The organism is Streptomyces sp. NPDC059201 (genome assembly GCF_042754585.1).
Lineage (GTDB): Bacteria > Actinomycetota > Actinomycetes > Streptomycetales > Streptomycetaceae > Streptomyces.
Map to the genome: position 1 here is coordinate 526,838 of NZ_JBHZBB010000002.1, position 22,742 is coordinate 549,579.

Annotated in this window: 21 protein-coding genes; 10 read left to right on the forward strand and 11 right to left on the reverse strand. The window is 74.9% G+C overall.

Going from position 1 to position 22,742, the window contains the following annotated elements; genetic code table 11:
- Positions 1 to 148 precede the first annotated feature (148 nt).
- Positions 149 to 1,183: a small ribosomal subunit Rsm22 family protein gene (locus tag ACFXMG_RS08270; protein ID WP_383820487.1), complete on the forward strand. Its 1,035-nt coding sequence runs from the start codon at positions 149 to 151 to the stop codon at positions 1,181 to 1,183.
- Here ACFXMG_RS08270 and ddaH read toward each other — a convergent pair.
- On the reverse strand, positions 1,180 to 2,010 hold the full coding sequence (gene ddaH, locus ACFXMG_RS08275) for a dimethylargininase (protein ID WP_383820524.1): 831 nt from the start codon (positions 2,008 to 2,010) through the stop codon (positions 1,180 to 1,182). The genes ACFXMG_RS08270 and ddaH overlap by 4 nt on opposite strands.
- A 180-nt stretch (positions 2,011 to 2,190) precedes the next feature.
- On the opposite strand from ddaH, the gene ACFXMG_RS08280 reads away from it, so the two are divergent.
- Complete coding sequence (locus tag ACFXMG_RS08280) at positions 2,191 to 2,859, forward strand: TetR/AcrR family transcriptional regulator (RefSeq protein ID WP_383820488.1); 669 nt, start codon at positions 2,191 to 2,193, stop codon at positions 2,857 to 2,859.
- A 112-nt stretch (positions 2,860 to 2,971) separates the two neighbouring features.
- Complete coding sequence (locus ACFXMG_RS08285) at positions 2,972 to 3,751, forward strand: bifunctional DNA primase/polymerase (protein WP_383820490.1); 780 nt, start codon at positions 2,972 to 2,974, stop codon at positions 3,749 to 3,751.
- 45 nt (positions 3,752 to 3,796) lie between these two features.
- On the opposite strand, the gene ACFXMG_RS08290 is transcribed toward ACFXMG_RS08285, so the two are convergent.
- The 5 genes from ACFXMG_RS08290 to ACFXMG_RS08310 all read right to left on the reverse strand — a co-directional run bounded on the left by ACFXMG_RS08290 (position 3,797) and on the right by ACFXMG_RS08310 (position 9,217).
- On the reverse strand, positions 3,797 to 4,834 hold the full coding sequence (locus tag ACFXMG_RS08290) for a hypothetical protein (RefSeq protein ID WP_383820493.1): 1,038 nt from the start codon (positions 4,832 to 4,834) through the stop codon (positions 3,797 to 3,799).
- A 134-nt stretch (positions 4,835 to 4,968) separates the two neighbouring features.
- On the reverse strand, positions 4,969 to 6,084 hold the full coding sequence (efeO, locus tag ACFXMG_RS08295) for an iron uptake system protein EfeO (RefSeq protein ID WP_383820495.1): 1,116 nt from the start codon (positions 6,082 to 6,084) through the stop codon (positions 4,969 to 4,971).
- Between the two features lie 177 nt (positions 6,085 to 6,261).
- Positions 6,262 to 7,125 (reverse strand): heme ABC transporter ATP-binding protein, encoded by an 864-nt coding sequence (locus tag ACFXMG_RS08300; protein WP_383820498.1) that lies wholly within the window; start codon positions 7,123 to 7,125, stop codon positions 6,262 to 6,264.
- Positions 7,122 to 8,210 (reverse strand): FecCD family ABC transporter permease, encoded by a 1,089-nt coding sequence (locus tag ACFXMG_RS08305; RefSeq protein WP_383820501.1) that lies wholly within the window; start codon positions 8,208 to 8,210, stop codon positions 7,122 to 7,124. The genes ACFXMG_RS08300 and ACFXMG_RS08305 overlap by 4 nt, the downstream gene beginning before the upstream one ends.
- Positions 8,207 to 9,217 (reverse strand): hemin ABC transporter substrate-binding protein, encoded by a 1,011-nt coding sequence (locus ACFXMG_RS08310; protein WP_383820504.1) that lies wholly within the window; start codon positions 9,215 to 9,217, stop codon positions 8,207 to 8,209. The genes ACFXMG_RS08305 and ACFXMG_RS08310 overlap by 4 nt, the downstream gene beginning before the upstream one ends.
- A 127-nt stretch (positions 9,218 to 9,344) precedes the next feature.
- Here ACFXMG_RS08310 and ACFXMG_RS08315 point away from each other — a divergent pair, with 127 nt between their 5' ends.
- From ACFXMG_RS08315 to ACFXMG_RS08325, 3 genes are all read left to right on the forward strand, one after another.
- Entirely contained in the window at positions 9,345 to 10,820 is a 1,476-nt protein-coding gene (locus ACFXMG_RS08315) for an HtaA domain-containing protein (RefSeq protein ID WP_383820507.1), read from the forward strand.
- A gap of 189 nt (positions 10,821 to 11,009) precedes the next feature.
- Complete coding sequence (locus tag ACFXMG_RS08320; RefSeq protein ID WP_383820510.1) at positions 11,010 to 12,701, forward strand: HtaA domain-containing protein; 1,692 nt, start codon at positions 11,010 to 11,012, stop codon at positions 12,699 to 12,701.
- Between the two features lie 96 nt (positions 12,702 to 12,797).
- The gene (locus tag ACFXMG_RS08325; RefSeq protein WP_383827113.1) at positions 12,798 to 13,475 is read left to right on the forward strand and encodes a PhzF family phenazine biosynthesis protein; all 678 of its coding nucleotides are present in this window, start codon (positions 12,798 to 12,800) and stop codon (positions 13,473 to 13,475) included.
- Here ACFXMG_RS08325 and ACFXMG_RS08330 read toward each other — a convergent pair.
- Positions 13,465 to 14,115 carry a heme oxygenase (biliverdin-producing) gene (locus ACFXMG_RS08330; RefSeq protein WP_383827110.1) on the reverse strand — a complete coding sequence of 217 codons (651 nt, stop codon included), beginning with the start codon at positions 14,113 to 14,115 and terminating at the stop codon, positions 13,465 to 13,467. The genes ACFXMG_RS08325 and ACFXMG_RS08330 overlap by 11 nt on opposite strands.
- Before the next feature lie 114 nt (positions 14,116 to 14,229).
- Entirely contained in the window at positions 14,230 to 15,087 is an 858-nt protein-coding gene (gene map, locus ACFXMG_RS08335) for a type I methionyl aminopeptidase (RefSeq protein ID WP_383827107.1), read from the reverse strand.
- A 61-nt stretch (positions 15,088 to 15,148) separates the two neighbouring features.
- On the opposite strand from map, the gene ACFXMG_RS08340 reads away from it, so the two are divergent.
- Entirely contained in the window at positions 15,149 to 15,379 is a 231-nt protein-coding gene (locus tag ACFXMG_RS08340; RefSeq protein WP_383827104.1) for a hypothetical protein, read from the forward strand.
- Between the two features lie 41 nt (positions 15,380 to 15,420).
- On the opposite strand, the gene ACFXMG_RS08345 is transcribed toward ACFXMG_RS08340, so the two are convergent.
- Together ACFXMG_RS08345 and ACFXMG_RS08350 are read right to left on the reverse strand one after the other, a co-directional pair.
- Positions 15,421 to 16,734, reverse strand: coding sequence for an MFS transporter (locus ACFXMG_RS08345; protein WP_383827101.1), 1,314 nt, complete (start codon positions 16,732 to 16,734; stop codon positions 15,421 to 15,423).
- Positions 16,735 to 16,782: 48 nt separating this feature from the next.
- Positions 16,783 to 17,382 (reverse strand): hypothetical protein, encoded by a 600-nt coding sequence (locus tag ACFXMG_RS08350; RefSeq protein WP_383827098.1) that lies wholly within the window; start codon positions 17,380 to 17,382, stop codon positions 16,783 to 16,785.
- A 93-nt stretch (positions 17,383 to 17,475) separates the two neighbouring features.
- Here ACFXMG_RS08350 and npdG point away from each other — a divergent pair, with 93 nt between their 5' ends.
- Both npdG and ACFXMG_RS08360 read left to right on the forward strand, forming a co-directional pair.
- Complete coding sequence (gene npdG, locus ACFXMG_RS08355) at positions 17,476 to 18,186, forward strand: NADPH-dependent F420 reductase (protein WP_383827095.1); 711 nt, start codon at positions 17,476 to 17,478, stop codon at positions 18,184 to 18,186.
- A 102-nt stretch (positions 18,187 to 18,288) separates the two neighbouring features.
- Positions 18,289 to 18,489 (forward strand): hypothetical protein, encoded by a 201-nt coding sequence (locus ACFXMG_RS08360; RefSeq protein ID WP_383827092.1) that lies wholly within the window; start codon positions 18,289 to 18,291, stop codon positions 18,487 to 18,489.
- Here ACFXMG_RS08360 and ACFXMG_RS08365 read toward each other — a convergent pair.
- The gene (locus ACFXMG_RS08365; protein ID WP_383827090.1) at positions 18,486 to 19,280 is read right to left on the reverse strand and encodes a site-2 protease family protein; all 795 of its coding nucleotides are present in this window, start codon (positions 19,278 to 19,280) and stop codon (positions 18,486 to 18,488) included. The genes ACFXMG_RS08360 and ACFXMG_RS08365 overlap by 4 nt on opposite strands.
- Positions 19,281 to 19,414: 134 nt before the next feature.
- On the opposite strand from ACFXMG_RS08365, the gene ACFXMG_RS08370 reads away from it, so the two are divergent.
- Positions 19,415 to 22,726, forward strand: a complete 3,312-nt coding sequence (locus tag ACFXMG_RS08370; protein ID WP_383827087.1) for a BTAD domain-containing putative transcriptional regulator — start codon at positions 19,415 to 19,417, stop codon at positions 22,724 to 22,726.
- Positions 22,727 to 22,742 lie beyond the last annotated feature (16 nt).

A 22,742-nucleotide genomic window follows, 5' to 3' on the forward strand; every position in this document is an offset into this window, starting at 1 on the left:
TGCCCACCCGTTCCGCCCCAGCGGAACGATTGCCCACAACGGAACGGCGGCGCCCCAGCGGAACGTATGCCCACAACGAAACGGCGGGCCTGCCCGCAGCGGAGCGGGTGGCTGCGGCGGAGCCGGTGGGGGGCTGGGGGTGCCTAGAATGGGGGGCGTGAGGGAAAAGTTGGGGGTTGGCGAGGGGTTGCCGGGGGCGCTTGCGCGGGTGGTGGGTGGGTTGCCACCGTCCACCGCTGCCAAGGCCGTCGAGCGACTTATCGCCCACTACCGCGGCGCGACCCCCACCGACACCCCCGTCCTCCGCGACCGCTCCGACGTCGTCGCGTACGCCGCCTACCGGATGCCCGCCACCTTCGAGGCCGCCCGCGCAGCCCTCGGCGCGCTGCGGGACGCGGCGCCGGACTGGGTGCCGGGGACCCACACGGACGTCGGCGGCGGGACGGGCGCCGCGAGCTGGGCCGTCGCCGAGGCGTGGGACGGGGCCCCGCCGCGTACCACCGTCCTCGACTGGGCCGAGCCCGCCCTCGCCCTCGGCCGCGAACTGGCCGCCGGCGTCCTGGACGCCGAGTGGCGCCGCGAGCGCATCGGCACCGCGCTGCGCCTCGACGAGACCGACCTGGTCACCGTCTCGTACGTGCTCAAGGAACTGACCGAGGCCGACCGCACCACACTCGTCACCGAGGCCGCCCGCGCCGCGCGCGGCGCCGTCGTGATCGTCGAGCCCGGCACCCCGGACGGCTACGAGCGGATCATCGCCGCCCGCACGGTCCTGATCGACGCCGGCTTCACCATCGCCGCGCCCTGCCCGCACAGCGGCGCCTGCCCGATCGAACCCGGCACCGACTGGTGCCACTTCGCGGCCCGGGTCAGCCGCTCCTCGCTGCACCGGCAGGTGAAGGGCGGCTCGCTGCCGTACGAGGACGAGAAGTACGCGTACGTCGCCGCCACCCTCCCCCAGTCTCGGCTTCGCTCGACCGGGGGGACCCCCACCCCCGTGACCCCCGCGCCCGCCCGAGTCATCCGCAGGCCGCAGACCCGCAAGGGCCTCGTCCTGCTCGACCTCTGCGCCCCGGACGGCCTCGGCCGCGAGACCGTCACCAAGCGCCACGGGCCCCTGTACAAGCAGGCCCGCGACGCCGAGTGGGGCGACTCCTGGCCGCCGGAGCGCGCAGAGGATTAGGGCCGCAGCTCCTGGGTGCAGCACTTCACGCTGCCGCCGCCCTTGAGGAGTTCGCCCAGGTCCATGCCGAGGGGCCGGAAGCCGCAGGCCCGCAGCGGGTCGAAGAGGCCGGTCGCCGTCTGCGGGAGCAGGACGTGCAGGCCGTCGCTGACCGCGTTGAGCCCGAGCGCCGCCGCGTCCTCCTCGGTGGCCAGGAGGGCGTCGGGGAAGAGCCGTGCGAGGACGGCGCGGCTGCCGGGGGAGAAGGCGCCGGGGTAGTACATGACCTCGTCGCCCGCCTCGTCGAGGACGCACAGCGCCGTGTCCAGGTGGTAGTAGCGCGGGTCCACCAGCTCCAGGCCGATCACCGGCCGGCCGAAGAACTCCTGGGCCTCGCCGTGGGAGAGCGGACTGGAGCGGAAGCCGGTGCCGGCCAGGATCCACGAGGCGGTGACGGCGAAGTCGCCCTCGCCCTCGTTGACGTGCCGCGGCATCCACAGGTCCTCCTCCGCCCAGCCGCTCCGGCGGAACCAGGCGAGGTGCGCCTCGGCCTCCGCCGTCCGCTCGGGGTACGCGAACCGGGCGCCGAGCACCCGCCCGCCGACCACGGTCGCGCCGTTCGCCGCGAAGACCATGTCCGGCAGCGCCGGGTCGGGTTCGAGGAGTTCGACGGTGTGCCCGAGGGCCAGGTAGCGGTCGCGGAGGTCCTCCCACTGGGCGAGGGCGAGCGGCAGGTCGACGGGTTTCGTCGGGTCCATCCACGGGTTGATGGAGTACGTCACCGTGAAGTGCGCGGGTGGGCACATCAGGTAGCGGCGGGGCGAGGACTCGCGCGGAGTGGGGCGCAATCGGGCCTCCTCACGGACGGTGGCCCGCCGGGGCGGGCCGTGGATCGGTGGAGCCATGGTCCGCTCTCGGAGCCCCGCGCGCAGTGGACCGTTCGGGTGGTTCGCCCTCCGCACAAGTGGTCGACGCCCGGACGCAAGCTAACGAGACGTACCGTCTCGCCAAATGATAGGTTCGGCCCCATGCCCGAACCCAAGACCCCCGAACCCAAGGCCCCCGCGCCGAAGACCTCCGCCTCCAAGACCCCCGACGCCTCCCGCCGCAGCGAGCGTTCGCGCCGCGCCATCTTCGACGCCGCCCTCGCGCTCGTCTCCGAGACCGGCTACGCGAAGACCACCGTCGAGGGCATCGCCGCCCGCGCCGGGGTCGGCAAGCAGACCATCTACCGCTGGTGGCCCTCCAAGGCCGCCGTCCTCCTCGACGCCTTCCTCGACCTCGCCGCCCGCGCCGCTGAGGAGGCCGGCGCGGCGGAGGGCCAGACCGAGCTGCCCGACACCGGGGACCTCGCCGCCGACCTCCGGCTCGTCCTGCGCGCCACCGTCGACGAGCTGAACAACCCCCGGTACGACGCCCCCACCCGGGCGCTCGCCGCCGAGGGCTCCACCGACCCCGAGCTCGGCGCCCGCTTCACCGCCGCCCTCCTCGAACCGCAACTGGCCGTCTTCGCCCGCCGCATCGAGGCCGCCCAGGCCGCCGGCCAGGCCGACCCGGACGTCGACCCCCGGCTCGCCACCGAACTCCTCGTCGGCCCCCTCCACCACCGCTGGCTCCACCGCACGGGCCCCCTCACCCACGCCTACGCCGACGCCCTCGTCGCGCACGCCCTGCGCGGCCTCACGCCCCGTCCGTGACGGGCGTGAGCGTCGTCACCGGCCCCCGGTTGCCCACTCCGGTCACCCGGGGCGCAGGATGGTGGGACCATGGGCAGAGCCGAACGGGCGAGCATGAGCTGTGAGGGGATAGATGGGCGACGGCATCGGCCGCTACCGCGGCACGGAGAGCAAACTCGCACAGTGGCTGCGCAGGCGCCCGAAACGCACCGCGGCCGACGACGGGAACACCCGCGAGACGCTGCTCCTGGCCATCGCCGCCGCCGGTCTGCCCCTGGCCCCCGCCGCCTACCCCGTCGGCTACAGCTGCTCCTGTGAGCGGATCGGCTGTCCGACCCCCGCCCGCCACCCGGTCTCCTTCGCCTGGCAGACCCAGTCGACCACCGACCGCGCGCAGATCGAGCGCTGGGTACGGAACGAGCCCGCGGCGAACTTCATCACCGCCACCGGCATGGTCCACGACGTCCTCGACGTGCCGCTGGCCGCCGGCCGCGCCGCCCTGGAGCGGCTGCTCGCCCAGGACATCGAGGTCGGACCGGTCGCCGAGTCCCCGGACAGCACGGGCGACGGCGGGCGGATGCTCTTCTTCACCGCCACCCGGGGCACCCCCGAGGACGAGGACGAGTGGTGGCCCTGCGAGCTCGACTGCCATCCCGAGACCATGGACGAGCATCCGGGGCTCCGCTGGCACTGCCGCGGCAGCTACGTCCTCGTACCGCCCGCCCGGCTGCCCGGTGACGAGTCCGACCATCCGGTCGTCGGCTGGGTCCGCGGCCCCGAGCACCCGCTGCCCGACCCGCTGAACCTGCTGGAGACCCTCACCGACGCCTGCGCCCGGCACGCCGCCCAGCGCGAGGCCGACGGGGACGGCGAACACACCGCCCACACCGTCGCCTGGCCCCTCACCCGCTGAGCCCCTGCCGGGCCGCGCCCGGAGCCGTCCCGTACATCCGAGTGGTCAGGAACCCTCGACGGAGACCACGCCCTGGAGGCGGCCGAGGAAGGTGACCGCGTCCTTCTCCGCGCCCGGCGGCTTCACCAGGACGGCCTGGCTCGACACCCACTCCTTGGTGACCGTGTTCACGACCTGGCCCTTCATCAGGGCCTTGAGGTCCTTGCCCACCTTCGGGCGGTAGCCCTTCGCGGTCGTCTGCCGCTCGAAGTGGCGGCTGGCGAAGAAGACCAGCGCGCCGCCGTCCTTCGTCGCCAGCGCCAGCGGCGCGAAGTCGCCCGCGTCGGCGGCGCGGTCGATCCACTGGGTCGCCAGGCCGGGCCGCTGGGCCGTACGGGCCCGCTTCTCACGCCACTCGGTGGTGGGCGCCCCGGCCGCGAACGGGCTCGTACCGCCGTCCTTGAGGTACGCGGCGTACCGCTCGCTCAGCGCGCCCGGGGCGACCGCGAGCGCGTCAGAACCGGCGGCGACCGGTATCTCGTCGCCCTGCTCCTCGGCGAACTCCGGCAGTTCGTCCTTGCCGAGGATCGCCAGGTGGGCGGCCTTCCAGGGCTGGTCGGGGCCGTTGCGGACGAAGGCGACCAGCCAGCGGCTGTCCGCCCCGGCCGTGTCGTCGTCCCGGTTGGCGTCGGTGTCCGCGACGAACCAGCGCGGCCAGCCGCCCTTCCTGGGGACCAGGAAGCGGGCGTCCCGCAGCTCCAGCGGCTCGTGGTCCGGATTGCCCTCCGGCCGGGTCACCGACTTCGACTTCAGACCGGCCTGGTTGATCGCCCCGAACGGGCCGGTCACCTGACCGGCGGCGAGCGCCGGGTCGTTGGCCTTGTCGGCCCGGTTGAACGCGGTGACGAAACCGGCCAGCGCCGCCGACGCCTCCTCCGGCGTCGCACCGGGCACGACGGCGGTCTCGCCGTGGACGGTCACACAGCCGCTCGCCGTCAGCGCCACGACGGTCGTCGCGGCGACGGACGCCAGGGCCCTCGCGGGACGCCGTCCCCGCCGCTCCCCGGACCGCCGGGTCTGCCGCTCCAGGCTCAGCCTTCTCATCGGTCGCCTTCTGCTTCTCCACGCGCTCGGACGGACCCGACCCTATCGGGGCGGGGAAGCGCGCGAGCGCGGGGACCGGATACAGCGCCCACACCGTGACCTGAGGGACCGTCGGGTCGGTACGGGACGGCCCGTCACTTCGCGACGGCGGCCGCGAGCCTGGAGAGCGGCTCGGCCAGGGCGTCGACGCCGTCCGACAGCTCCTCGCGCCCGGCCTCGCCGACCTTGTCGTAGGGGGTGAAGTCGTAACCGGTCCTGTCGGCGCGGTATCTGTCGAGGAGCGTGTTCAGCGCGGCGAACCGCCGGTCGAGTTCGGCGACGAGCGCGGCGTCGTTCCGGGCGGCGGCCGGCTTGAGCAGTTCGAACGCCTTCTGCGCGCCCTCGACGTTGGCCTTGAGGCCGACCAGGTCGGTGGGGGAGTAGGGCTCCCGCTCGCCGGTGGCGAGCTCGGCGAGGAGCCGCCGCGCGCCGTCGGCCATGGATGCGGGGGTGATCTCGGCGGTGCCGACGCGCTGCACCCAGTCCGCGAGGTCCTTGTCGAGCCGGTCGGCGAGCTGCTTCTCGCGGGTGGTGATCCTCTTGTCCCGCCAGAGCGCCTTCTCCAGAGCGTGCCAGCCGATCACCGGGCCCTGGCCCTCCTTCGAACCGTCCTCGCGGACATCGACCTTCGCGCCGATGCCGCCGAAGGAGTCGGCGACCGGCTCGGTACGCCCCCAGCCGATGCGGGAGGGGGCGTACGCCTTCTTCGCGGCCTCCAGGTCGCCCGCGCGGACGGCGTCGGTGAAGACCTTCGCCCTCGGCAGCGTCTCCTCGGCCTGTGCCTGGAGGTACTGGCGGTACGCGGCGACGACGGCGTCCGTCCCGGCGGCGCCGGCTCCCGGGGCGGAGCCGCCGGTGAGGGTGACGGTGACGGCCTGACGGAGGCCGCCGCCCGTCATGCCGGGCCTGCACACGATCGTGTACGAGCCCGCCCCGAGCTCGGCGGTGAGCGTGGCCCACGTGCTGGCGCCGACGTTCTCGCGCTCGGCGACGACCCGGTCGTCCGGCCGGAGGATCCGAACCCCGGTGACCTTGGAGCCCCGATTCTCCACCCTCACCGTGACCCGGCCGGGACGGAACTCCTGCTGCGACACCTCACAGGACCCGTCCTTGGAGATGACGGTGACCCCACCCTCCCCGCCCCCGCTCTGCACGGTGCAGCCGCTGACGGCGACCAGGACGACGGCGACGGTGGTACGGACGGCTCGCATGACGGCTCCAGAACGGGACAACGGGACCGGAAGTGACACCGAGGCGCACTCGGCTCGGCCGAGGCATACCCCAGTCCCCCCACCACGTCCAGCAAAACGCCCCCCACGTCCGACAACTGAGACACCCCCCGCCCCCGCGCCCACACCCCAGCCGCCCCGCCGCAGGGGCGCGCCCCGTCAGGCCGGGTCCTCCGCCCCCGCGCCTTCGGGTGCCGCCGGGCGGCGGGGGACGACCTGGGGGACGCCCGTTCTCGGGTGGGGGAAGACTTCTACCGGCTGTCGGTAGACGCGGGTCAGGAGGGTCTCGTCGAAGACCTTGGTGGGGGGGCCTTCGGCGGCCAGGCCGCCGCCGTGCACGATGCCTACGCGGTCGGCGTGGGCCGCCGCTAGGCCCAGGTCGTGGAGGACGACCACCACCGCGTCCCCGGCCGCCGCCCGCTCGCGGCAGACGCGCAGGACCAGTTCCTGGTGGCGCAGGTCGAGCGCGGCGGTCGGCTCGTCGAGCAGGAGGAGACCGGCCCGCTGGGCGAGTACGCGGGCGAGCGCGACCCGGGCCCGTTCGCCGCCGGACAGCGCGGAGAAGGGGCGCGCGGCGAACTCCGTCACCTCGGTCGCGGCCATCGCCTCCGCCACCGCCGCCTCGTCCTCCGCCTCCCGCTCGGTCCCCACCCACGGGGCACGGCCCATCCGGACCACCTCCGCGACCGGGAACGGGAAGGACAGTTCGGCGGTCTGCGGCAGCACCGCCCGCCGCAGCGCCAGTTCGGGAGCGCTCCACGCGTCGGCGTCCCGGCCCCCGACGCGTACCGTCCCCGCCTCGGGCGCGAGGTCCCCGGCGAGCACCGACAACAGGGTCGACTTCCCGGCGCCGTTCGGCCCGACCAGGGCCAGCACCTCCCCGGCGCGCACGCCGATCCGGGCCCCGTCGAGGACGGCCCGCCGCCCCCGCACCACCCGCACCCCGTCCGCCTCGGCGGCGAGCCCGCCGCGCTCGACGGGCGCGGGCAGCTCCCTCGTACGCCTCCTGAACACGCCGATCACGCCCAACCACCTTGCTTCCTGCGGGTCCTGCGGAGCAGCCAGAAGAAGAACGGGCTGCCGATGAGGGCGGTGAGGACGCCCAGGGGGAGTTCGGCGGGGGCCGCGAGGGTGCGGGCCGCCAGGTCGCCCGCGGTGAGCGCGACCGCGCCGCCGAGCGCGCTGCCGGGGATCAGGAAGCGGTGGCCGGGGCCGTTCGCCATCCGCAGCACGTGCGGGACGACCAGGCCGACGAAGGTCACGATGCCGGAGACCGCGACCGCCGCCGCCGTCAGCAGCGCCACCACCAGGATCAGCGCGATCCGCAGCCGCTCCACCTCCACGCCCAGGTGCCGGGCGGGCCGCTCGCCGAGCGCGAGCAGATCGAGCCGGCGGGCGTACAGCGGGGCGACGGCCAGGCCCAGCAGGGCGCACGGCAGCACGGCGAGCACCTTCGGCCAGGTGGCCTGCGCCAGCGAACCGAGCTGCCAGAACGTGATCTGGCTGATCTGCGCGTTGTCCGCGAAGAAGATGAAGAGCCCGATGAGCGCGCCCGCGAAGGCCGTCACCGCGATGCCGGTGAGGATCAGCGTGACGACCTCCGTCCGGCCGCCCGAGCGGGACATCGCGTACACCGCCACCACCGTGACGAGCCCGCCCGCGAAGGCGAAGACGGTCACCGTCCAGGTGCCGAGGAAGCCCGCGCCGAGCACGATCGCGCCGACCGCGCCCACGGCGGCGCCGGAGGAGATGCCGATGACACCGGGCTCGGCGAGCGGGTTGCCGAAGACGCCCTGCATCAGCGCGCCCGCGCAGCCGAGGGAGGCGCCGACGAGGAGGGCGAGGACCACCCGGGGCAGCCGGATGTTCCACAGCACGCTCTCGGCGGTCCGGTCGAGCGCGTGCCCGCCGAGCCCGATCCGGTGCTGCACCGAGGCGAGCACGTCGCCGAGCGGGATCTCGTACGCGCCGATGCCGGCGGACAGCAGGGCGAGCAGCAGCAGCGCGGCGAGCAGCCCGCCGGTCAGCAGGGTGGCGCGGCCGCGCCGGGGCGGCGGCGCGGAGGTCTCGGCGGCCGGGAGCACGGGCCGTTCCTGGAGGGCCGTCACTTCTTCTCCCCGTACAGCTGGTCCACGAGCGAGGCGAGCACCTGGTCGGTGCGCGGCCCGTAGTTGAGGAGGACGCCGTCGTCGACGGAGACGACCCGGCGGTCGGCGCCGGCCGGGGTCTCGGCGACGCCGGGGATCTTCACCAGCCCGTCGATCCCGCCGACCGACTGGAGCCCCTTGCTCATGACGAGGATCGCGTCCGGCGCGGCCGCGGCGAGCGCCTCGGTGGTGATGGGCGTGAAGTCCTTCCTCAGCCCCGACTCCTTGCCCGCGTCGACCGCCCCCGCGGCCTCCAGGAGCGAACTCGCCCCGGACTCGGCGCCGCCGAGGAGGTAGACGGCGGCCGAGCCGCGCACGTAGAGGAAGGCGACGCGCGGCCGGTCGGCGTGGGCGGGGATCTTCTCCCGGACGGCGTCGAGGCGTGCGGCGGTCCGCTCGCGCAGCTTCTCGCCGGAGGCGGGGACGCCGAGCGCGGCGGCCACGTCGCCGATGCGGCTGCCGACGTCGTCGAGGTCCTTCGCGGCGGGGACGACGACGAGCGGGACGCCCGCGTCGCGGATCTGGGCGATCGCCTCGGCGGGTCCGGTGGTGGACTCGGCGAGGACGAGGGTCGGCTTCAGGGAGAGGACGCTCTCGGCGGAGACGTCGTGGGCGCGGGTCACCACCGGGAGGTCCGCGGCCTGTTCGAAGGTGGCGGTGACGTCCCGGGCCACGACCCGGTCGCCGAGGCCGAGGGTGAAGACGATCTCGCTGAGCGAGCCGCTGAGCGGCACGATCCGCTTGGCCGAGCCGACGGTCACCCGACGCCCGTCGGCGGAGGCGACGGTGACGGGGAGTCGGGGGGAGGCGGGCGTGGGGAGCGGTTCGACCCGGTCGGGGGCGGCCGCCGACGCCTTCGCGGCCGCGCCGGGGGCGGCCTTCGGGCTGTCGCCGCCGCCGCATCCGGTCGCCGTGAGGGCGAGGGCGATTACTGCTGTCAGCGCTCCCGCGAGGCGAGTTCTGCGCACCGGACACCGTCCTGTCGTTCCGCTTCGGAGTTTCGTCGCCCGGCATCCGGTGGGAAGGGTTCCGGCCGGGACGGGATGTAGCTTAGGTTAGCCTTACCTCACCCGCTAGCCCTCGGAGGGGTGCTCCATGCTGCTGTCCAGACCCTGCCGCGCACTCGCCGTGACCCTGTTCACGGCCCTGCTGGCCGCCCTCGTCCCGGCCGCCGGCGCCCACGCGGAGAGCCGCCCCGTCGCGGGCGGACGACTGGACTGGGGCATCAAGTCCTCCTTCCAGAGCTACGTCACCGGGCCCATCGCGCAAGGGAGTTGGAACCTCACCGGCGGCGCCGCCACGGTCGGGTCCCAGTACCGCTTCCACTCCGCGCAGGGCTCGTACGACCCCGCCACCGGCGCCTTCGAAGCCGCCTTCGGAGGCGGCGTCCACTTCACCGGACACCGCAAGGCCGACGGCACGAACGAGCTCGACCTGACCATCAGCCGGCCCCGGATCCGCATCCAGGGCGGCGCCGGCACCCTCTACGCCGACATGGCGAGCAAGGCCAAGGGCAGCGGACGGACGACCGTCAACTCCCAGGTTCCGCTCGCCACCCTGAACCTCGGCGGCGTCGACATGCGCGGCGGCACCAGCCCCGTCTCGCTCGCGGGCGTCCCCGCCACGCTCACCACCCAGGGCGCCTCCGCCTTCGCCGGCTACTACCCGGCCGGCACCGCGCTCGACCCGATCAGCCTCACCGTCGACGTCCAGGCCGCCACGGCCACCACGCCGCCCGCCACCGCGAGCCCGAAGCCGACCCCGAAGGCGACCGACGAGGCGACCGGCGACGCCACCGGCAAGGCCACCCCGAAGGCGACCGACCAGCCGAAGGCGGGCGCCGGATCCCTCCGCGCCGCCGCCGTCGACTGGGGCGTCCGCCGCACCTTCCGCGAGTACGTCACCGGCGCCATCGCGCAGGGCGGGTGGACCCTCGCCGACGGAGCCCAGGACGGCGGCGCCCTCTTCCGCTTCCCCTCCGGCACCGGCCGTTACGACCCCGAGGCCGGCACCCTCGACGCCGCCTTCGCCGGCAGCGTCCGCTTCACCGGCACCCACCTCGACCTCACCCTCGCGAAGGTCACCGTCCAGGTGACCGGAGGCACCGGCACCCTCCGCGCCGACGTCACCACCTCCGGCGAGACCGAGAAGAACGTCCCCCTCGTCACCTTCGCCGCCCGCGACCTCACCCCGAAGAACGGCCTCGCCGTCGTCACCGAGGCACCCGCCACCCTCACCGAGGGCGGCGCCCGGGCCTTCGGCGGGATGTACAAGGCGGGCACCGTGATGGACCCGGTCTCCCTCGCCGTCTCCGTCGACGCCGCCGCCGCGCTCCCCGCCCTCCCCGACCTCGGCAGCGACCCCACGACCGCGCCGGCCCCCTCCTCCGCCACCCCCTCGGCCACCGCGAGCCCCTCGGCCTCCGTCGCGCCCGTGACCGCCGCCGCCTCCTCGGACTCCGGCACCCCCGCCCTCGTCTACGCCGGGATCGGCGCGGGCGTCCTGGCCGCCGCCGTCGCCGCGTACGCGATCCTCCGCCGCCGCCGCACCGGGGAGACGGCCACCGACTGACCCGCCCCTCCCCCCACCCCCGCACGGGCCCGCGTACGACGCCCGTGCGGCGGCCCCCCACACCCTCGTACGCCCCCGATTCCCCCCAGAAACACCCTGATTCCCCCCGAATCGCCCCCCATGAATTCCCCCTGAAATCCCCCTGAAATCCCCCGGAACAACCCCCCGTTCGCCTAGGAGACCCCCGACATGGCCACCCGTATGCGCCGCCCCGTCACTCTGGCCGCCGCCGTCACCACGGCCGCCGCCCTGGGCGCCGGTGCCCTGACCCTCGCGCTCCCCGCGGCCGCCGCCGACAGCGCGACCCCGCCGATGTCCCTCGTGGAGGGCACCCTGGACTGGGGCATCAAGCAGTCCTTCCGCTCCTACCTCGCGCAGCCCTTCTCCAAGGGGAAGACCACGATGGAGGGCGGCGCGACCCAGGCGGCGGGCAACGGCGTCTTCACCTTCGTCGACGGCACCGGCACCTACGACATGGCCAGCCACGCCACCGCCACCGCCTTCAAGGGCGGCGTCCACTTCGAGGCCCACGAGGGCGTCCTCGACATCCGGATCTCGGACGTCCGCCTCAAGACCGCCGGTTCGGCCGCGCCCACCGGCGAGATCACCGCCGACGTCGTCACCAAGGAGAAGAACGGCTCCTTCACCACCCGCGACGACGTCGCCTTCGCCGCGCTCGACATGAGCGCGGTCCGCCCCGGCCAGGGCGCCGGCGGCGCGATGGTCTTCAAGGACATACCGGCCAAGCTCACCAAGGACGGCGCCGCCGCCTTCGCCGGCTTCTACAAGGAGGGCGACGCCCTCGACGCCGCCACCCTCACCGTGAAGGCGGGCTCCCGCCCGACCACCCCGCCCACCACGCCGCCGCCCACCACCACGCCCCCGACGACCCCGCCGACCACGCCCCCGACCACCCCGCCCACCACCCCGCCCACGACCCCCGCGACGACGGCCCCGACCACCGGCAACCCCACCCCCACCACCACCGCGCCCACCACGCCCGCCCCGACCACCACCGCGCCGAGCCCGACCGCGACCTCGACCGTGACCACGCCCGCCGAGGAGCCCGGCGTCGTCGCCGGACGGCTCACCTGGGGCGTCCTGGAGCGCTGGCGGGTGTACGTCGAGGACCGCTGCGGCGGCACCGTCACCCCGGCCGCCGGTGCCACCGGGTCCGGCTCCGCGTACGCCTTCCAGGTCGACGAGGCCGAGCTCGACGCGGACGCCCGTACCCTCACCGCCTCCTTCTCCGGCCGTGTCGACTTCGTCTGCGCCGCGCACGGCATCGACTGGCGGATCGGCGGCGTGAAGCTCGCCGCCGACGGCACCACGGGCAGCCTCACCGCCGACGTCACCACCGCCGACGGCACCAAGAAGGGCGTGCGCTTCGCCGAGCTCGACCTCACGAAGGCCGACTGGACCCCGAAGAAGGGCGTCGTCACCCTCGCCGCCCTGCCGGCGAAGCTCACCGCCGACGGCGCCGGCCTGTTCGCCGCCCCCGGCGGCGCGTCCTACTACGACGCGGGTCTGGCCCTCGACCCGGTGACCGTCTCCCTCGCCCTCGACAAGGACGCCACCCTCCCGCCCGCCACCGGCGGCTCGGCCGGCTCCACGGGCTCCACCGGTACGACGGGCACCACGGGCGACTCCGGCTCGGCCGGCACGACCGGTTCCACCGGTACGGGCTCCACCGGGGCCGGCACGGTCGGCGGCGCGGGCACGGTCGGCGGCGCCGGGACCGTCGGCGGCTCCGGGGCGCTCGCCGCCACCGGCTCCTCCGCCCCCACCGGCCTGCTCGCGGGCGCCGCCGCCCTCATCGTCGCCGCCGGCGGGGCCGTCGTCGTCGCCGCCCGCCGCCGCACCGGCGGCGCGGAGGGCTGACCCGAAGACCGCCACCCCCCCCAACAGGCAGGGCCGCGCCCCGCGGAAACGCGAGGCGCGGCCCTGCCGCATGCCCCTGGATGGTTCAATTCCGCCATGAACACGACTGCCACCGACGTCACAGAGATCGACGTCCTGCGGGTCTTCTGCGCGGGCGACGGCCGCCACGGCAACGCCCTCGGAGTCGTACGGGACGGGCGCACCCACCCCGACGAGGCGTCCCGGCAGGCGCTGGCCAAGGAACTCGGCTACAGCGAGACCGTGTTCGTCGACGACCCCGAGCGCGGCGTCGTCGACATCTACACCCCCGGACTGCGGCTCCCCTTCGCCGGGCACCCGCTCGTCGGCACCGCCTGGCTGCTCGACCTGGAGGTCATCTGCCCGCCCGCCGGCGAGGTCTGGGTGCGCGGCGACGGCGAGTTCACCTGGATCGAGGCGCGCGCCGAGTGGGCCCCGCCGCGCACCCTGCGGCAGTACGCCTCCGCCGCCGAGGTCGACGCCCTGGAGGTGCCGCCGCCGGGGGAGTGGATCTACGCCTGGGCGTGGGAGGAGGAGGCCGCCGGGCGGATCCGGGCGCGCGCCTTCCCCGGCCGGGGCGACGGCATCGACGAGGACGAGGCCACCGGCGCGGCGGCCCTGCTGCTCACCGACCGGCTCGGCCGGGCCCTGAACATCACGCAGGGCCGGGGTTCGCAGCTGCTCACTGCCCCCGGCCCTGACGGCATCGTGGAGTTGGGCGGACGCGTCCGCCTCGAAGGAACCCTTACGCGCTGAGCGGGAACTCGCCGCCCAGCTCGCGGAAGACCTCCGTGTTGAAGGCGAAGGCCCGCTTGCACTCGTCGACGATCCGCTGCTTCTCCAGGTCGTCCGCGTTCACCCCGTCGAGGAGCTCCCGGTAGGCCCGCTTGAACGCCGCCGGGTTGCCGATCGCGTCGAAGACGTAGAACCGCACGCCGTCGCCCTTGCGGTCGAAGCCCCAGGTCCGCTCCGCCTTGTCGCGGATGATCTGGCCGCCCGACAGGTCGCCCAGGTAGCGCGTGTAGTGGTGGGCGACGTAGCCCGCGGGCCAGGTGCGGGCGCACTCGGCCACCCGCGCCGCGTACGCCTCCGTGGCGGGCAGCGCGGAGACCCCGGCGCGCCACTCGGGGCCGCGCAGATGGGCGAGGTCCGCCTCCAGGGCGGCCGTGCGGAAGAGCTCGGGCTGTATGAACGGCCCGGCGACCGGGTCCTCCCGCAGCGCGTCGGCACCCGCCTCCAGGGCCTGGTACACGAACCAGAGCTGCTCCGTGTAGCGGGCGTAGGCGTCCACGCCCAGCCGTCCGCCGAGGAGGTCGCCCATGAAGGACGAGGTCTCCGCCTCGGTGTGCTGCTCGTGCGAGGCCGTGCGGATGAGGGTGGAGAAGGGGGTGTCCAAGGCGTGCCTCCGGGACCGATGGGGCGGGAACCAGTCTGATGGTGCCAAGTTAGGCTTACCTAAGTCAACTGGTTCCCGACGACCTGTCGGTAAAGGCTTTACCCCGTCCGGGGCTCAGGGCAACGTCAGGATGTCCGCTCCGGTCTCCGTCACCACCAGGGTGTGCTCGAACTGGGCGGTCCGCTTGCGGTCCTTGGTCACCACGGTCCAGCCGTCGTCCCACATGTCGTACTCGTGGGTCCCGAGGGTCAGCATGGGCTCGATCGTGAAGGTCATGCCGGGCTGGATGACGGTGGTGTGGTGGGGCGAGTCGTAGTGCGGCACGATCAGGCCGGAGTGGAACGACGTGTTGATGCCGTGCCCGGTGAAGTCCCGCACGACGCCGTAGCCGAAGCGCTTGGCGTACGACTCGATGACGCGGCCGATGATGTTGATCTGGCGGCCCGGCTTGACCGCCTTGATCGCGCGGTTCAGCGACTCCCGGGTCCGCTCGACGAGCAGCCGCGACTCCTCGTCGACGTCGCCGCACAGATAGGTGGCGTTGTTGTCGCCGTGGACGCCGCCGATGTACGCCGTGACGTCCAGGTTCACGATGTCGCCGTCGTTCAGCACCGTGGAGTCCGGGATGCCGTGGCAGATGACCTCGTTGACGGAGGCGCACAGCGACTTGGGGAAGCCCCGGTAGCCCAGGGTCGAGGGATAGGCGCCGTGGTCGCACATGTACTCATGGGCGACCCGGTCGAGCGCGTCGGTCGTGACGCCCGGGGCGATGAGCTTGGCGGCCTCCTCCATCGCCCGGGCGGCGATGCGGCCGGCGATCCGCATCCTTTCGACGGTGTCGGAATCCTGCACCTCGGGCCCCGTGTACGGGGTGGGGGCGGTCTTCCCGACGTACTCGGGACGGCGGATCGAGCCCGGGACGGAGCGGGCGGGGGAGAGCTCCCCCGGGACGAGAAGCGACTGGCCAGACATGCCAGCGAGTCTAACGACCGCGTCTGGGGCAGCATGGTCCCGAGGGAAGGAGCCGACGACCATGGCCCTGTTCAAGAAGCGCACGGCCGGAAAGCCGGGCGAGTGGTACTACTGCCTGGAACACAAGAAGGTCGAGGAAGGGCCCGAATGCCCGGCGAAGAACCGGTTCGGCCCCTACGCCACCCGTGAGGAGGCGTCCCACGCCATGGACACCGCCCGCGAGCGCAACCTGGAGTGGGAGACCGACCCGCGCTGGCACGACGCGCCCCGCCCGGAGGACACCCGGGACTGACGGCGGCGGGCGGCGGGCGGCCGGGGAGCCGGGGAGCCGGGTCAGACGGTCCCGGCCGCCGTCGCCGCCTCCTGCTGGGCCTTGCGGCGCAGGGCGTCCTCGTCGGTGGCGGAGTCGTACCGCAGCAGCTTCGGCAGCGCCAGGCAGAGCAGGCCCACGGAGGCCACGCACGCGACACCGCCCGCCCACACGGCGGTACGGGTCCCGGTCCAGCCGGCCATCACGCCCGCCCGCACCTGCCCGAGCTGCGGGCCCACGCTGTACGAGAGCACCTCGATGCCCGCCAGCCGGCCGCGCAGCTCCTCCGGGATCGTCTGGTTCCAGATCGTCGAGCGCCCCAGCCCGCTCAGCATGTCGCCGGCGCCCGCGAACGCCAGGCACAGCAGCACCAGCCACACGTTCCCGAACCAGCCCGCGCCCGCGATCGCCAGGCCCCAGCCCGCCGCGCCGCCCGCCACGAGCAGCCCGTGCCGCCGCACCTTCGACGTCCAGCCGCTGGTCAGCCCCAGCACCAGCGAGCCGACCGAGCCGGCCGCGTACATCAGGCCCAGCGACCACGGCGCGTCCAGGTCGTCCGCGAGGAACGGGAAGACCGCGTTCGGGAAGGCGAAGAACATCGCCGCCAGGTCGATCCCGTACGTGCCGAGCAGCACCGGCCGCGACCAGGCGTACCGCGCGCCCTCCGCGATCGACCGCAGCGACGGCTTGTCCGCGTCGTGCGCGGGCGGCGCGGGGGAGAGGCGGCGGCACATCAGCACCGACACCGCGAACCCGGCCAGCGTCACCGCGTACGCCGGGGCGTGCCCCGCGTAGGCCACCACCACGCCCGCGAGCGACGGCCCCGCGATGGCCCCCAGCTGCCACCGCAGCGAGTTCAGGGCGGCCGCCGCCGTCTGCTGCTCGTGCGGCACGATCCGCGCCAGCAGCGAGTCGAGCGCCGGACGCTGGAGCCCCGCCAGCGCCGACACGCCCGCCGCGACCACGTACAGCGGCCACAGCAGCGGCTCGTCGAGCAGCGAGTTCCCCAGCAGGAGCAGGGCGAGGAGCCCGAGCCCCGCCTCCGTCGCGACGATCACCCGCCGCCGGTCCACCGCGTCCGCCAGCGCCCCGCCGTAGAGCCCGAACACCACCAGCGGCACCAGCTCCACCGCCCCCATCGCCCCCACGGCGAGCGGCGAGTCCGTCAGCTCCTTGATCTGCAAGGGCAGCGCCACCATCGCCATGGCGCTGGCGAAGAAGGTGACGAGCCCCTGCCCCCACAGGAGGCGGAAGTCACGGGAGGAACGCCACGGGGCGGTATCGGGAAGCACGGCGGCGAGCCGGGCGCGGAGCGGGGAGGGCGCGGAGGAGGACACGAGGAGCCATGTTCCGTCGGTCGATCGCCCCAGGCAACCGGATTCCGCTCACCAGCGGGCCGGCGGCGGAGAGGTCAGATGGTCGGCCAGCAGGGCGAGCCGGTCCCGGAAGCGGCGACCCCGGGGCGCGGGCAGGCTGTTCTCGCCCGCCGCCGCGCCCACCAGGTGCTGCACCGTGTCGAGGTCCACCTCCGCCCCCTCCGCCACCGACAGCGCCTCGTGCGCGAGCCCCCGGACCTCCGGGTCGCCGCCGTCCAGCGAGAGCACCGTCGCCCCCGCCCGCCGCGCGTCGTGGACCCGCTGGAGCAGCCCCTCCTCCGGCCGCTCCGGCGCCACCACGAGGAGCGTCGCGCCCCGGCCCGCCGCCTCAAGGCGGCCCAGGCCCACCGCCAGGTGCGCCGGGTCCCCGGGCCGCGCCCGGTGCCGCACCAGCGTCGGCGCCAGCTCCGGCAGCCCCGACCAGGCGGCTTCGTCCACCAGGTGCGCCGCCAGGTGCCAGGGCTCGTACGCCTCCGTGCCGACCAGCAGCAGCCCGCCGCGCTGCGGCACCACCGACGCCCGCAGCGCCCCGGCGAAGTGACGGGCGGCCGCCGGCCACTCCGTCCCGGCGAGCACTTCCCGCAGCAACGCGACCCGTACGGCATCCATGGCGCCGCATCCTGCCCGAGCGGGACGCCCGCGCGTCGCCCGTATCCGCCGATCCACCCGAACGGGTCCCGAACCGGTGGGTAGGGTCGGCCCATGACTTCCTCGACTCCCGCGAACGAACCCACGAAGGCCCCCAAGGACCCCTGGGACCTGCCCGACGTCTCCGGACTCGTCGTCGGCGTCCTCGGCGGCACCGGCGACCAGGGCCGCGGCCTCGCCTACCGCCTCGCCGCCGCCGGCCAGCGGGTCGTGATCGGCTCCCGCGCCGCCGACCGCGCCGAGGCCGTCGCCGCCGAGATCGGCCACGGCGTCGAGGGCGCCGACAACGCCGAGTGCGCCCGCCGCAGCGACGTCGTCATCGTCGCCGTGCCCTGGGACGGGCACGCCAAGACCCTGGAATCGCTGCGCGAGGAGCTCGCCGGCAAGCTCGTCGTCGACTGCGTCAACCCGCTCGGCTTCGACAAGAAGGGCGCCTACGCCCTCAAGCCCGAGGAGGGCTCCGCCGCCGAGCAGGCCGCCGCGCTGCTCCCCGACTCCCGGGTCGCCGCCGCCTTCCACCACCTGTCCGCCGTCCTCCTCAAGGACACCTCGATCGCCGAGATCGACACCGACGTGATGGTCCTCGGAGAGGAGCGCGCCGACGTCGAGATCGTGCAGGCGCTGGCCGGCCGCATCCCCGGCATGCGCGGCGTCTTCGCCGGCCGGCTGCGCAACGCCCACCAGGTCGAGTCGCTCGTCGCCAACCTGATCTCGGTGAACCGCCGCTACAAGGCCCACGCGGGCCTGCGCGTCACCGACGTCTGAGCGGCCCTCCCGCCCCGGGACCGGAGCCGGAGAACGGACGCTTCGGGGCATGGGGGACACTGGTCGGGCACCGTCAGCCGTACCCGACAGGAGCCGACCCCCATGCCCCGTCTCGCCCTCTACGCCCTCGTGGTCTGCGCCCTGGCCGTCGCCGCGGCCGTGATCTCCTTCGTCAACGGCAGCTTCATCGGCGTCGTCTGGGTCCTCCTCGCCGGCCTCTCCTCCAACATGGCCTGGTACTACGTCCGCCGCGCGAAGGCCGAGAAGGACGCCGGGGCGGAGACCGCGCCCGTCGCCGGCTAGACCGGGCAGGCCGCCGGGGTGCCCTGCCAGAAGCGGAACAGCGCGGAGCCGCAGGCGCGGGTCCTGCCGTCGACGCCCAGGGCGCTCATCAGGGCGTCGACCGCGTCGAAGAAGGCGCCGTTGACGACCGGCACGAACAGCAGCCCGATCACGATGAAGAAGCCGTACGGCGCGTAGGGCTCGATCCGCCGCTTCACCTGGTACGACAGCCAGGGCTCCACGATCCCGTAGCCGTCCAGGCCCGGCACCGGCAGCAGGTTCAGCAGCGTGGCCGTCACCTGGAGGAACGCCAGGAACGCCAGCGCGTACCGGAAGGCGGCCGGCACCCCGTCGAGCGCGCCCAGCCAGAACGGGGCCGTGCACACCACCGCGAACAGCAGGTTCGTCAGCGGGCCCGCCGCCGAGATCAGGCTGTGCCGCCAGCGCCCCTTGATCCGGCCCCGCTCGATGAAGACCGCCCCGCCCGGCAGACCGATCCCGCCCATGATCACGAAGAGCACCGGCAGGACCACGCTCAGGACGGCGTGGGTGTACGCGAACGGGTTCAGCGTCAGATAGCCGCGGGCGCCCACCGTGATGTCCCCGCTGTGCAGGGCCGTGCGGGCGTGCGCGTACTCGTGCAGACAGAGCGAGACGATCCACGCCGAGGTGACGAAGAGGAAGATCGCCACCCCGGGCAGCGCCGCGAAGTCCGTCCACACCGCCCAGCCGGTGACCGCCATGACGGCGAGCACCCCCAGGAAGACGGGACTGATCCGGCGTTCCTGGCGGCGGACGGCGGCCGAACTCATCACGGACTCCCCGGGACGTGCCCCCGCGCGGGGGACGTGGTGCGGTGCGGACTGTGTGCGGGAGAACGTACCGCCCCGCCCCCGGGTTCCCCCGCCTCCCGGCGCGCGGAGTCCCCTCACGGAGAATGGGGGGTGTGCGCTACTGCCTCCTGGGACCGACCCGTGTGCTGACCGCCGACGGCAGCGAGCTGCCCGTCGGCGGCCCGCGCGTCCGCGCCCTGCTCACCGCCCTCGCCCTCCGGCCCGGCCGCGCGCTGCCCGTGGCCGCGCTCGTCGACGAGGTCTGGCACGCCGACGAGCCGCCCGCCGACGCGGTGGCCGCGCTCCAGGCCCTGGTCGGGCGGCTCAGGAAGGCGCTCGGGCGGGACCGGGTCCACTCCGCGGAGGGCGGCGGCTACCGGCTCGCCGCGACCCGCGAGGACGTCGACCTCTTCCGCTTCGAACGGCTCACCGCCGACGGCTCCGCCGCGCTCGCCGCCGGGGACCCGGAGCGGGCCGCCGCCCTCCTCGACGAGGCCCTGGGCCTCTGGGCCGGGCCCGTCCTCGCCGACCTGCCCGACCGGCACGCCGAGGCCGCCCGCTGGGAGGCCCGCCGCCTGGACGCCCGCCGCACCCGGCTCGACGCGGCGCTCGCCCTCGGCCGGGCCGCCGACGCCCTGCCCGAACTCACCGCGCTCTGCGCCGGCCGGCCGCTCGACGAGCCCCTCCAGGCCCTGCGGATCCGGGCCCTGCGCGACACCGGCCGCGCCGCCGAGGCCCTGGCCGCGTACGAGGAGGTCCGCAGGACCCTCGCCGACCGGCTCGGCGCCGACCCGGGCCCAGGACTGCGCGCCCTGCACGAACGGCTCCTCGCCCCGGAGCCGGAGCCCGCACCGGCCCCCGCGCCCGCTTTCGGGAAGGCCCCCGCGCCCGTACCCGGCAACCTGCGGGCCCGGCTCACCTCCTTCGTCGGGCGTGACGAGGAGATCGCCGCCCTGCGCCAGGACCTGGGCACCGCCCGGCTCGTGACCCTGCTCGGGCCCGGCGGCGCCGGCAAGACCCGGCTCTCCCAGGAGGCGGCCGAACGGGCCGCCGACACCTGGCCCGACGGCGTCTGGGCCGCCGAACTCGCCCCCGTCCGCGACCCGGAGGCCGTCCCCGAGGCCGTCCTCATGGCCCTCGGCGCCCGCGAGACCGTGCTGCGCGGCGCAGGCGCCGAGGAACTGCGCGGCGACGGCGACCCCTTGCACCGCCTGGTGGAGCACTGCGCCGGGCGGCGGATGCTGTTGCTGCTGGACAACTGCGAGCACGTGGTGGAGGCGGCGGCGCGGCTGGCGGAGACGGTGCTGGCGCGCTGTCCTGGCGTACGCGTCCTGGCGACGAGCCGGGAGCCGCTGGGGGTGCCGGGGGAGCGGCTGCGGCCGCTGGGCCCGCTGCCGGAGGCGACGGCGCTGCGGCTGCTGGGGGAGCGCGGGGCGGCGGCGCGGCCGGGCTTCGACGTGACGGAGGACGGGGCGGCGGTGCGGGAGATCGTGCGGCGGCTGGACGGGCTGCCGCTGGCGATCGAGCTGGCGGCGGCGCGGCTGCGCGTGCTGTCGGCGCGGCAGATCGCGGACCGGCTGGACGACCGTTTCCGGCTGCTGACCTCCGGGGCGCGGACGGTGCTGCCCCGGCAGCAGACGCTGCGGGCGGTGGTGGACTGGTCGTGGGACCTGCTGGAGGAGCCGGAGCGGGCGGTGCTGCGGCGGCTCGCGGTGTTCACCGGCGGATGCGACCTGGAGGCGGCGGAGGCGGTGTGCGCCGGGGCCGAGGGGGGCGACGTCCTCGACGTGCTGGGCGCGCTGGTCGACAAGTCGCTGGTGGTGTCGGCGCCGGGGGAGTCGGGGATGCGGTTCCGGCTCCTGGAGACGGTGGCGGAGTACGCGGGGGAGCGGCTGGACGAGGCCGGGGAACGGGCGGCCGCCGAGCGGGCCCATCTCACGTACTACCGCGAACTCGTCCGCCGTACCGACCCCGAACTGCGCGGGTCCGGGCAGCTCGCCGCCATGGTCCGGCTCGACGCCGAGTACGGCAACCTGCGCACCGCGCTCGCCCGCGCCGTCGCCTGGCGCGACGAGGACGAGGCGCTCGTCCTCGTCCACGCCCTGCTCTGGTACTGGCAGCTGCGCGACCTGCGCTCCGACGCCCTCCACGCCGTCCGGACCGTCGCCGCCCTCGGCCCCGACCCCTTCGCGCCGCCCGCCGCGCCCCTCGTGCCGCTCGCTGAGCCGTGCACCGCCACTCCGCCCCCGCTCTCCGAGGAGCAGCGCTGGGAGGCCCGGCGCGGCGTGCGGCTCGTCGAGCTGGTCAACATGGACCACGAGACGGCCCGCTGGACGAGCCCCGAGGGCACGGCCCGGCTCCGCGAGATCACCGCCGTCTACCGGCCCGGACTCCCGCAGACCTGCCGGCTGCCCGGCTCCTTCGCCGTCTTCGCGGTCCTCCTCATCGGGGAGCCGGACCGGCTGCACGAACTCCTCGACATCACCGTGGCGGCCTGCCGGAGCAACGGCTACGACTGGGAGCTCGCCCACGTCCTGCACCTGCGCGCCAACATGCGGGCCAACCGCAGCGACCGGGCCGCGCAGGCCATCGAGGACGCCGACGAGAGCCTGGAGATCTTCGAACGGCTCGGGGACGCCTGGGGCGCGGCCGAGGCGCTCTCCTCCCGCGCCGAGGCCCACGAGCGGCGGCTGGAGTTCGAGGCCGCCGGGGCCGACTTCGCCGCCGCCATCGGTTACGCGGAGAAGCTCGGGGCCCCCTCGCAGCGGGCGCTGCTGCGCGCCCGGTACGCCGACATCCTCGTCGAGAGCGGCCGGATCGAGGAGGGGGAGGCGATCCTGCGGGAGATCCTGGAGGACCGGCACGGCTCCGGCCACGAACCGCAGCTCGGCGCCCGCATCTTCCTCGCCCTCGCGCTGGGCCGCACGGGCCGGACCGTCGAGGCCCGGGAGCATCTGACGCTGCTCCTGAAGGAGTTCAGCAGCGACACCCTCTCCGTCTTCGAGGGGTTCACGCTCGGCAGCCTGGGCTGGATCGACGTCCTGGAGGAGCGGTACGTCCCCGCGCTCGCGCGGGCCGCCGAGGCGTACGAGCGGTCGCTGGGCCCGCTGTCGATGATGGTGGCCCCGCAGATGCCCTCGGCGCACCTGACGGTCGGCGCGTGGGCGCTCGCCGGGACCGGAGGCGAGGGGGCGCGCACGGCGGCCGTGCTCCTCGGCGCGCGGGAGGGCCTGCTGCCGGACGGGCACCGGGCGCCCGCGATGGAGCGGGAGAACGTGGTCCGGGCGACGGAGCTGGCCCGGGCGGTCCTGGGCGAGGCCGGATTCGCCGCCGCGTACGCCGAAGGCGACGGCCTCTCCCTGGAGGAGGCCGCCGCCCTGCTCGGTCGCGCCGCCGACGCGATCACCGGACGCGCCGAGTCCTGAGCCCCCGCCGGAGGGG

Bases quoted from the DNA above. Each gene is read 5' to 3' on its own strand.
- ACFXMG_RS08290 (WP_383820493.1), bottom strand. From the start codon at position 4,834: ATGAGAAGGCTGAGCCTGGAGCGGCAGACCCGGCGGTCCGGGGAGCGG.
- efeO (WP_383820495.1), bottom strand. From the start codon at position 6,084: ATGCGAGCCGTCCGTACCACCGTCGCCGTCGTCCTGGTCGCCGTCAGC.
- ACFXMG_RS08320 (WP_383820510.1), top strand. From the start codon at position 11,010: ATGGCCACCCGTATGCGCCGCCCCGTCACTCTGGCCGCCGCCGTCACC.
- ACFXMG_RS08280 (WP_383820488.1), top strand. From the start codon at position 2,191: ATGCCCGAACCCAAGACCCCCGAACCCAAGGCCCCCGCGCCGAAGACC.
- ACFXMG_RS08350 (WP_383827098.1), bottom strand. From the start codon at position 17,382: ATGGATGCCGTACGGGTCGCGTTGCTGCGGGAAGTGCTCGCCGGGACG.
- ACFXMG_RS08340 (WP_383827104.1), top strand. From the start codon at position 15,149: ATGGCCCTGTTCAAGAAGCGCACGGCCGGAAAGCCGGGCGAGTGGTAC.
- map (WP_383827107.1), bottom strand. From the start codon at position 15,087: ATGTCTGGCCAGTCGCTTCTCGTCCCGGGGGAGCTCTCCCCCGCCCGC.
- npdG (WP_383827095.1), top strand. From the start codon at position 17,476: ATGACTTCCTCGACTCCCGCGAACGAACCCACGAAGGCCCCCAAGGAC.
- ACFXMG_RS08270 (WP_383820487.1), top strand. From the start codon at position 149: ATGGGGGGCGTGAGGGAAAAGTTGGGGGTTGGCGAGGGGTTGCCGGGG.
- ACFXMG_RS08285 (WP_383820490.1), top strand. From the start codon at position 2,972: ATGGGCGACGGCATCGGCCGCTACCGCGGCACGGAGAGCAAACTCGCA.
- ACFXMG_RS08360 (WP_383827092.1), top strand. From the start codon at position 18,289: ATGCCCCGTCTCGCCCTCTACGCCCTCGTGGTCTGCGCCCTGGCCGTC.
- ACFXMG_RS08325 (WP_383827113.1), top strand. From the start codon at position 12,798: ATGAACACGACTGCCACCGACGTCACAGAGATCGACGTCCTGCGGGTC.
- ACFXMG_RS08315 (WP_383820507.1), top strand. From the start codon at position 9,345: ATGCTGCTGTCCAGACCCTGCCGCGCACTCGCCGTGACCCTGTTCACG.
- ACFXMG_RS08365 (WP_383827090.1), bottom strand. From the start codon at position 19,280: ATGAGTTCGGCCGCCGTCCGCCGCCAGGAACGCCGGATCAGTCCCGTC.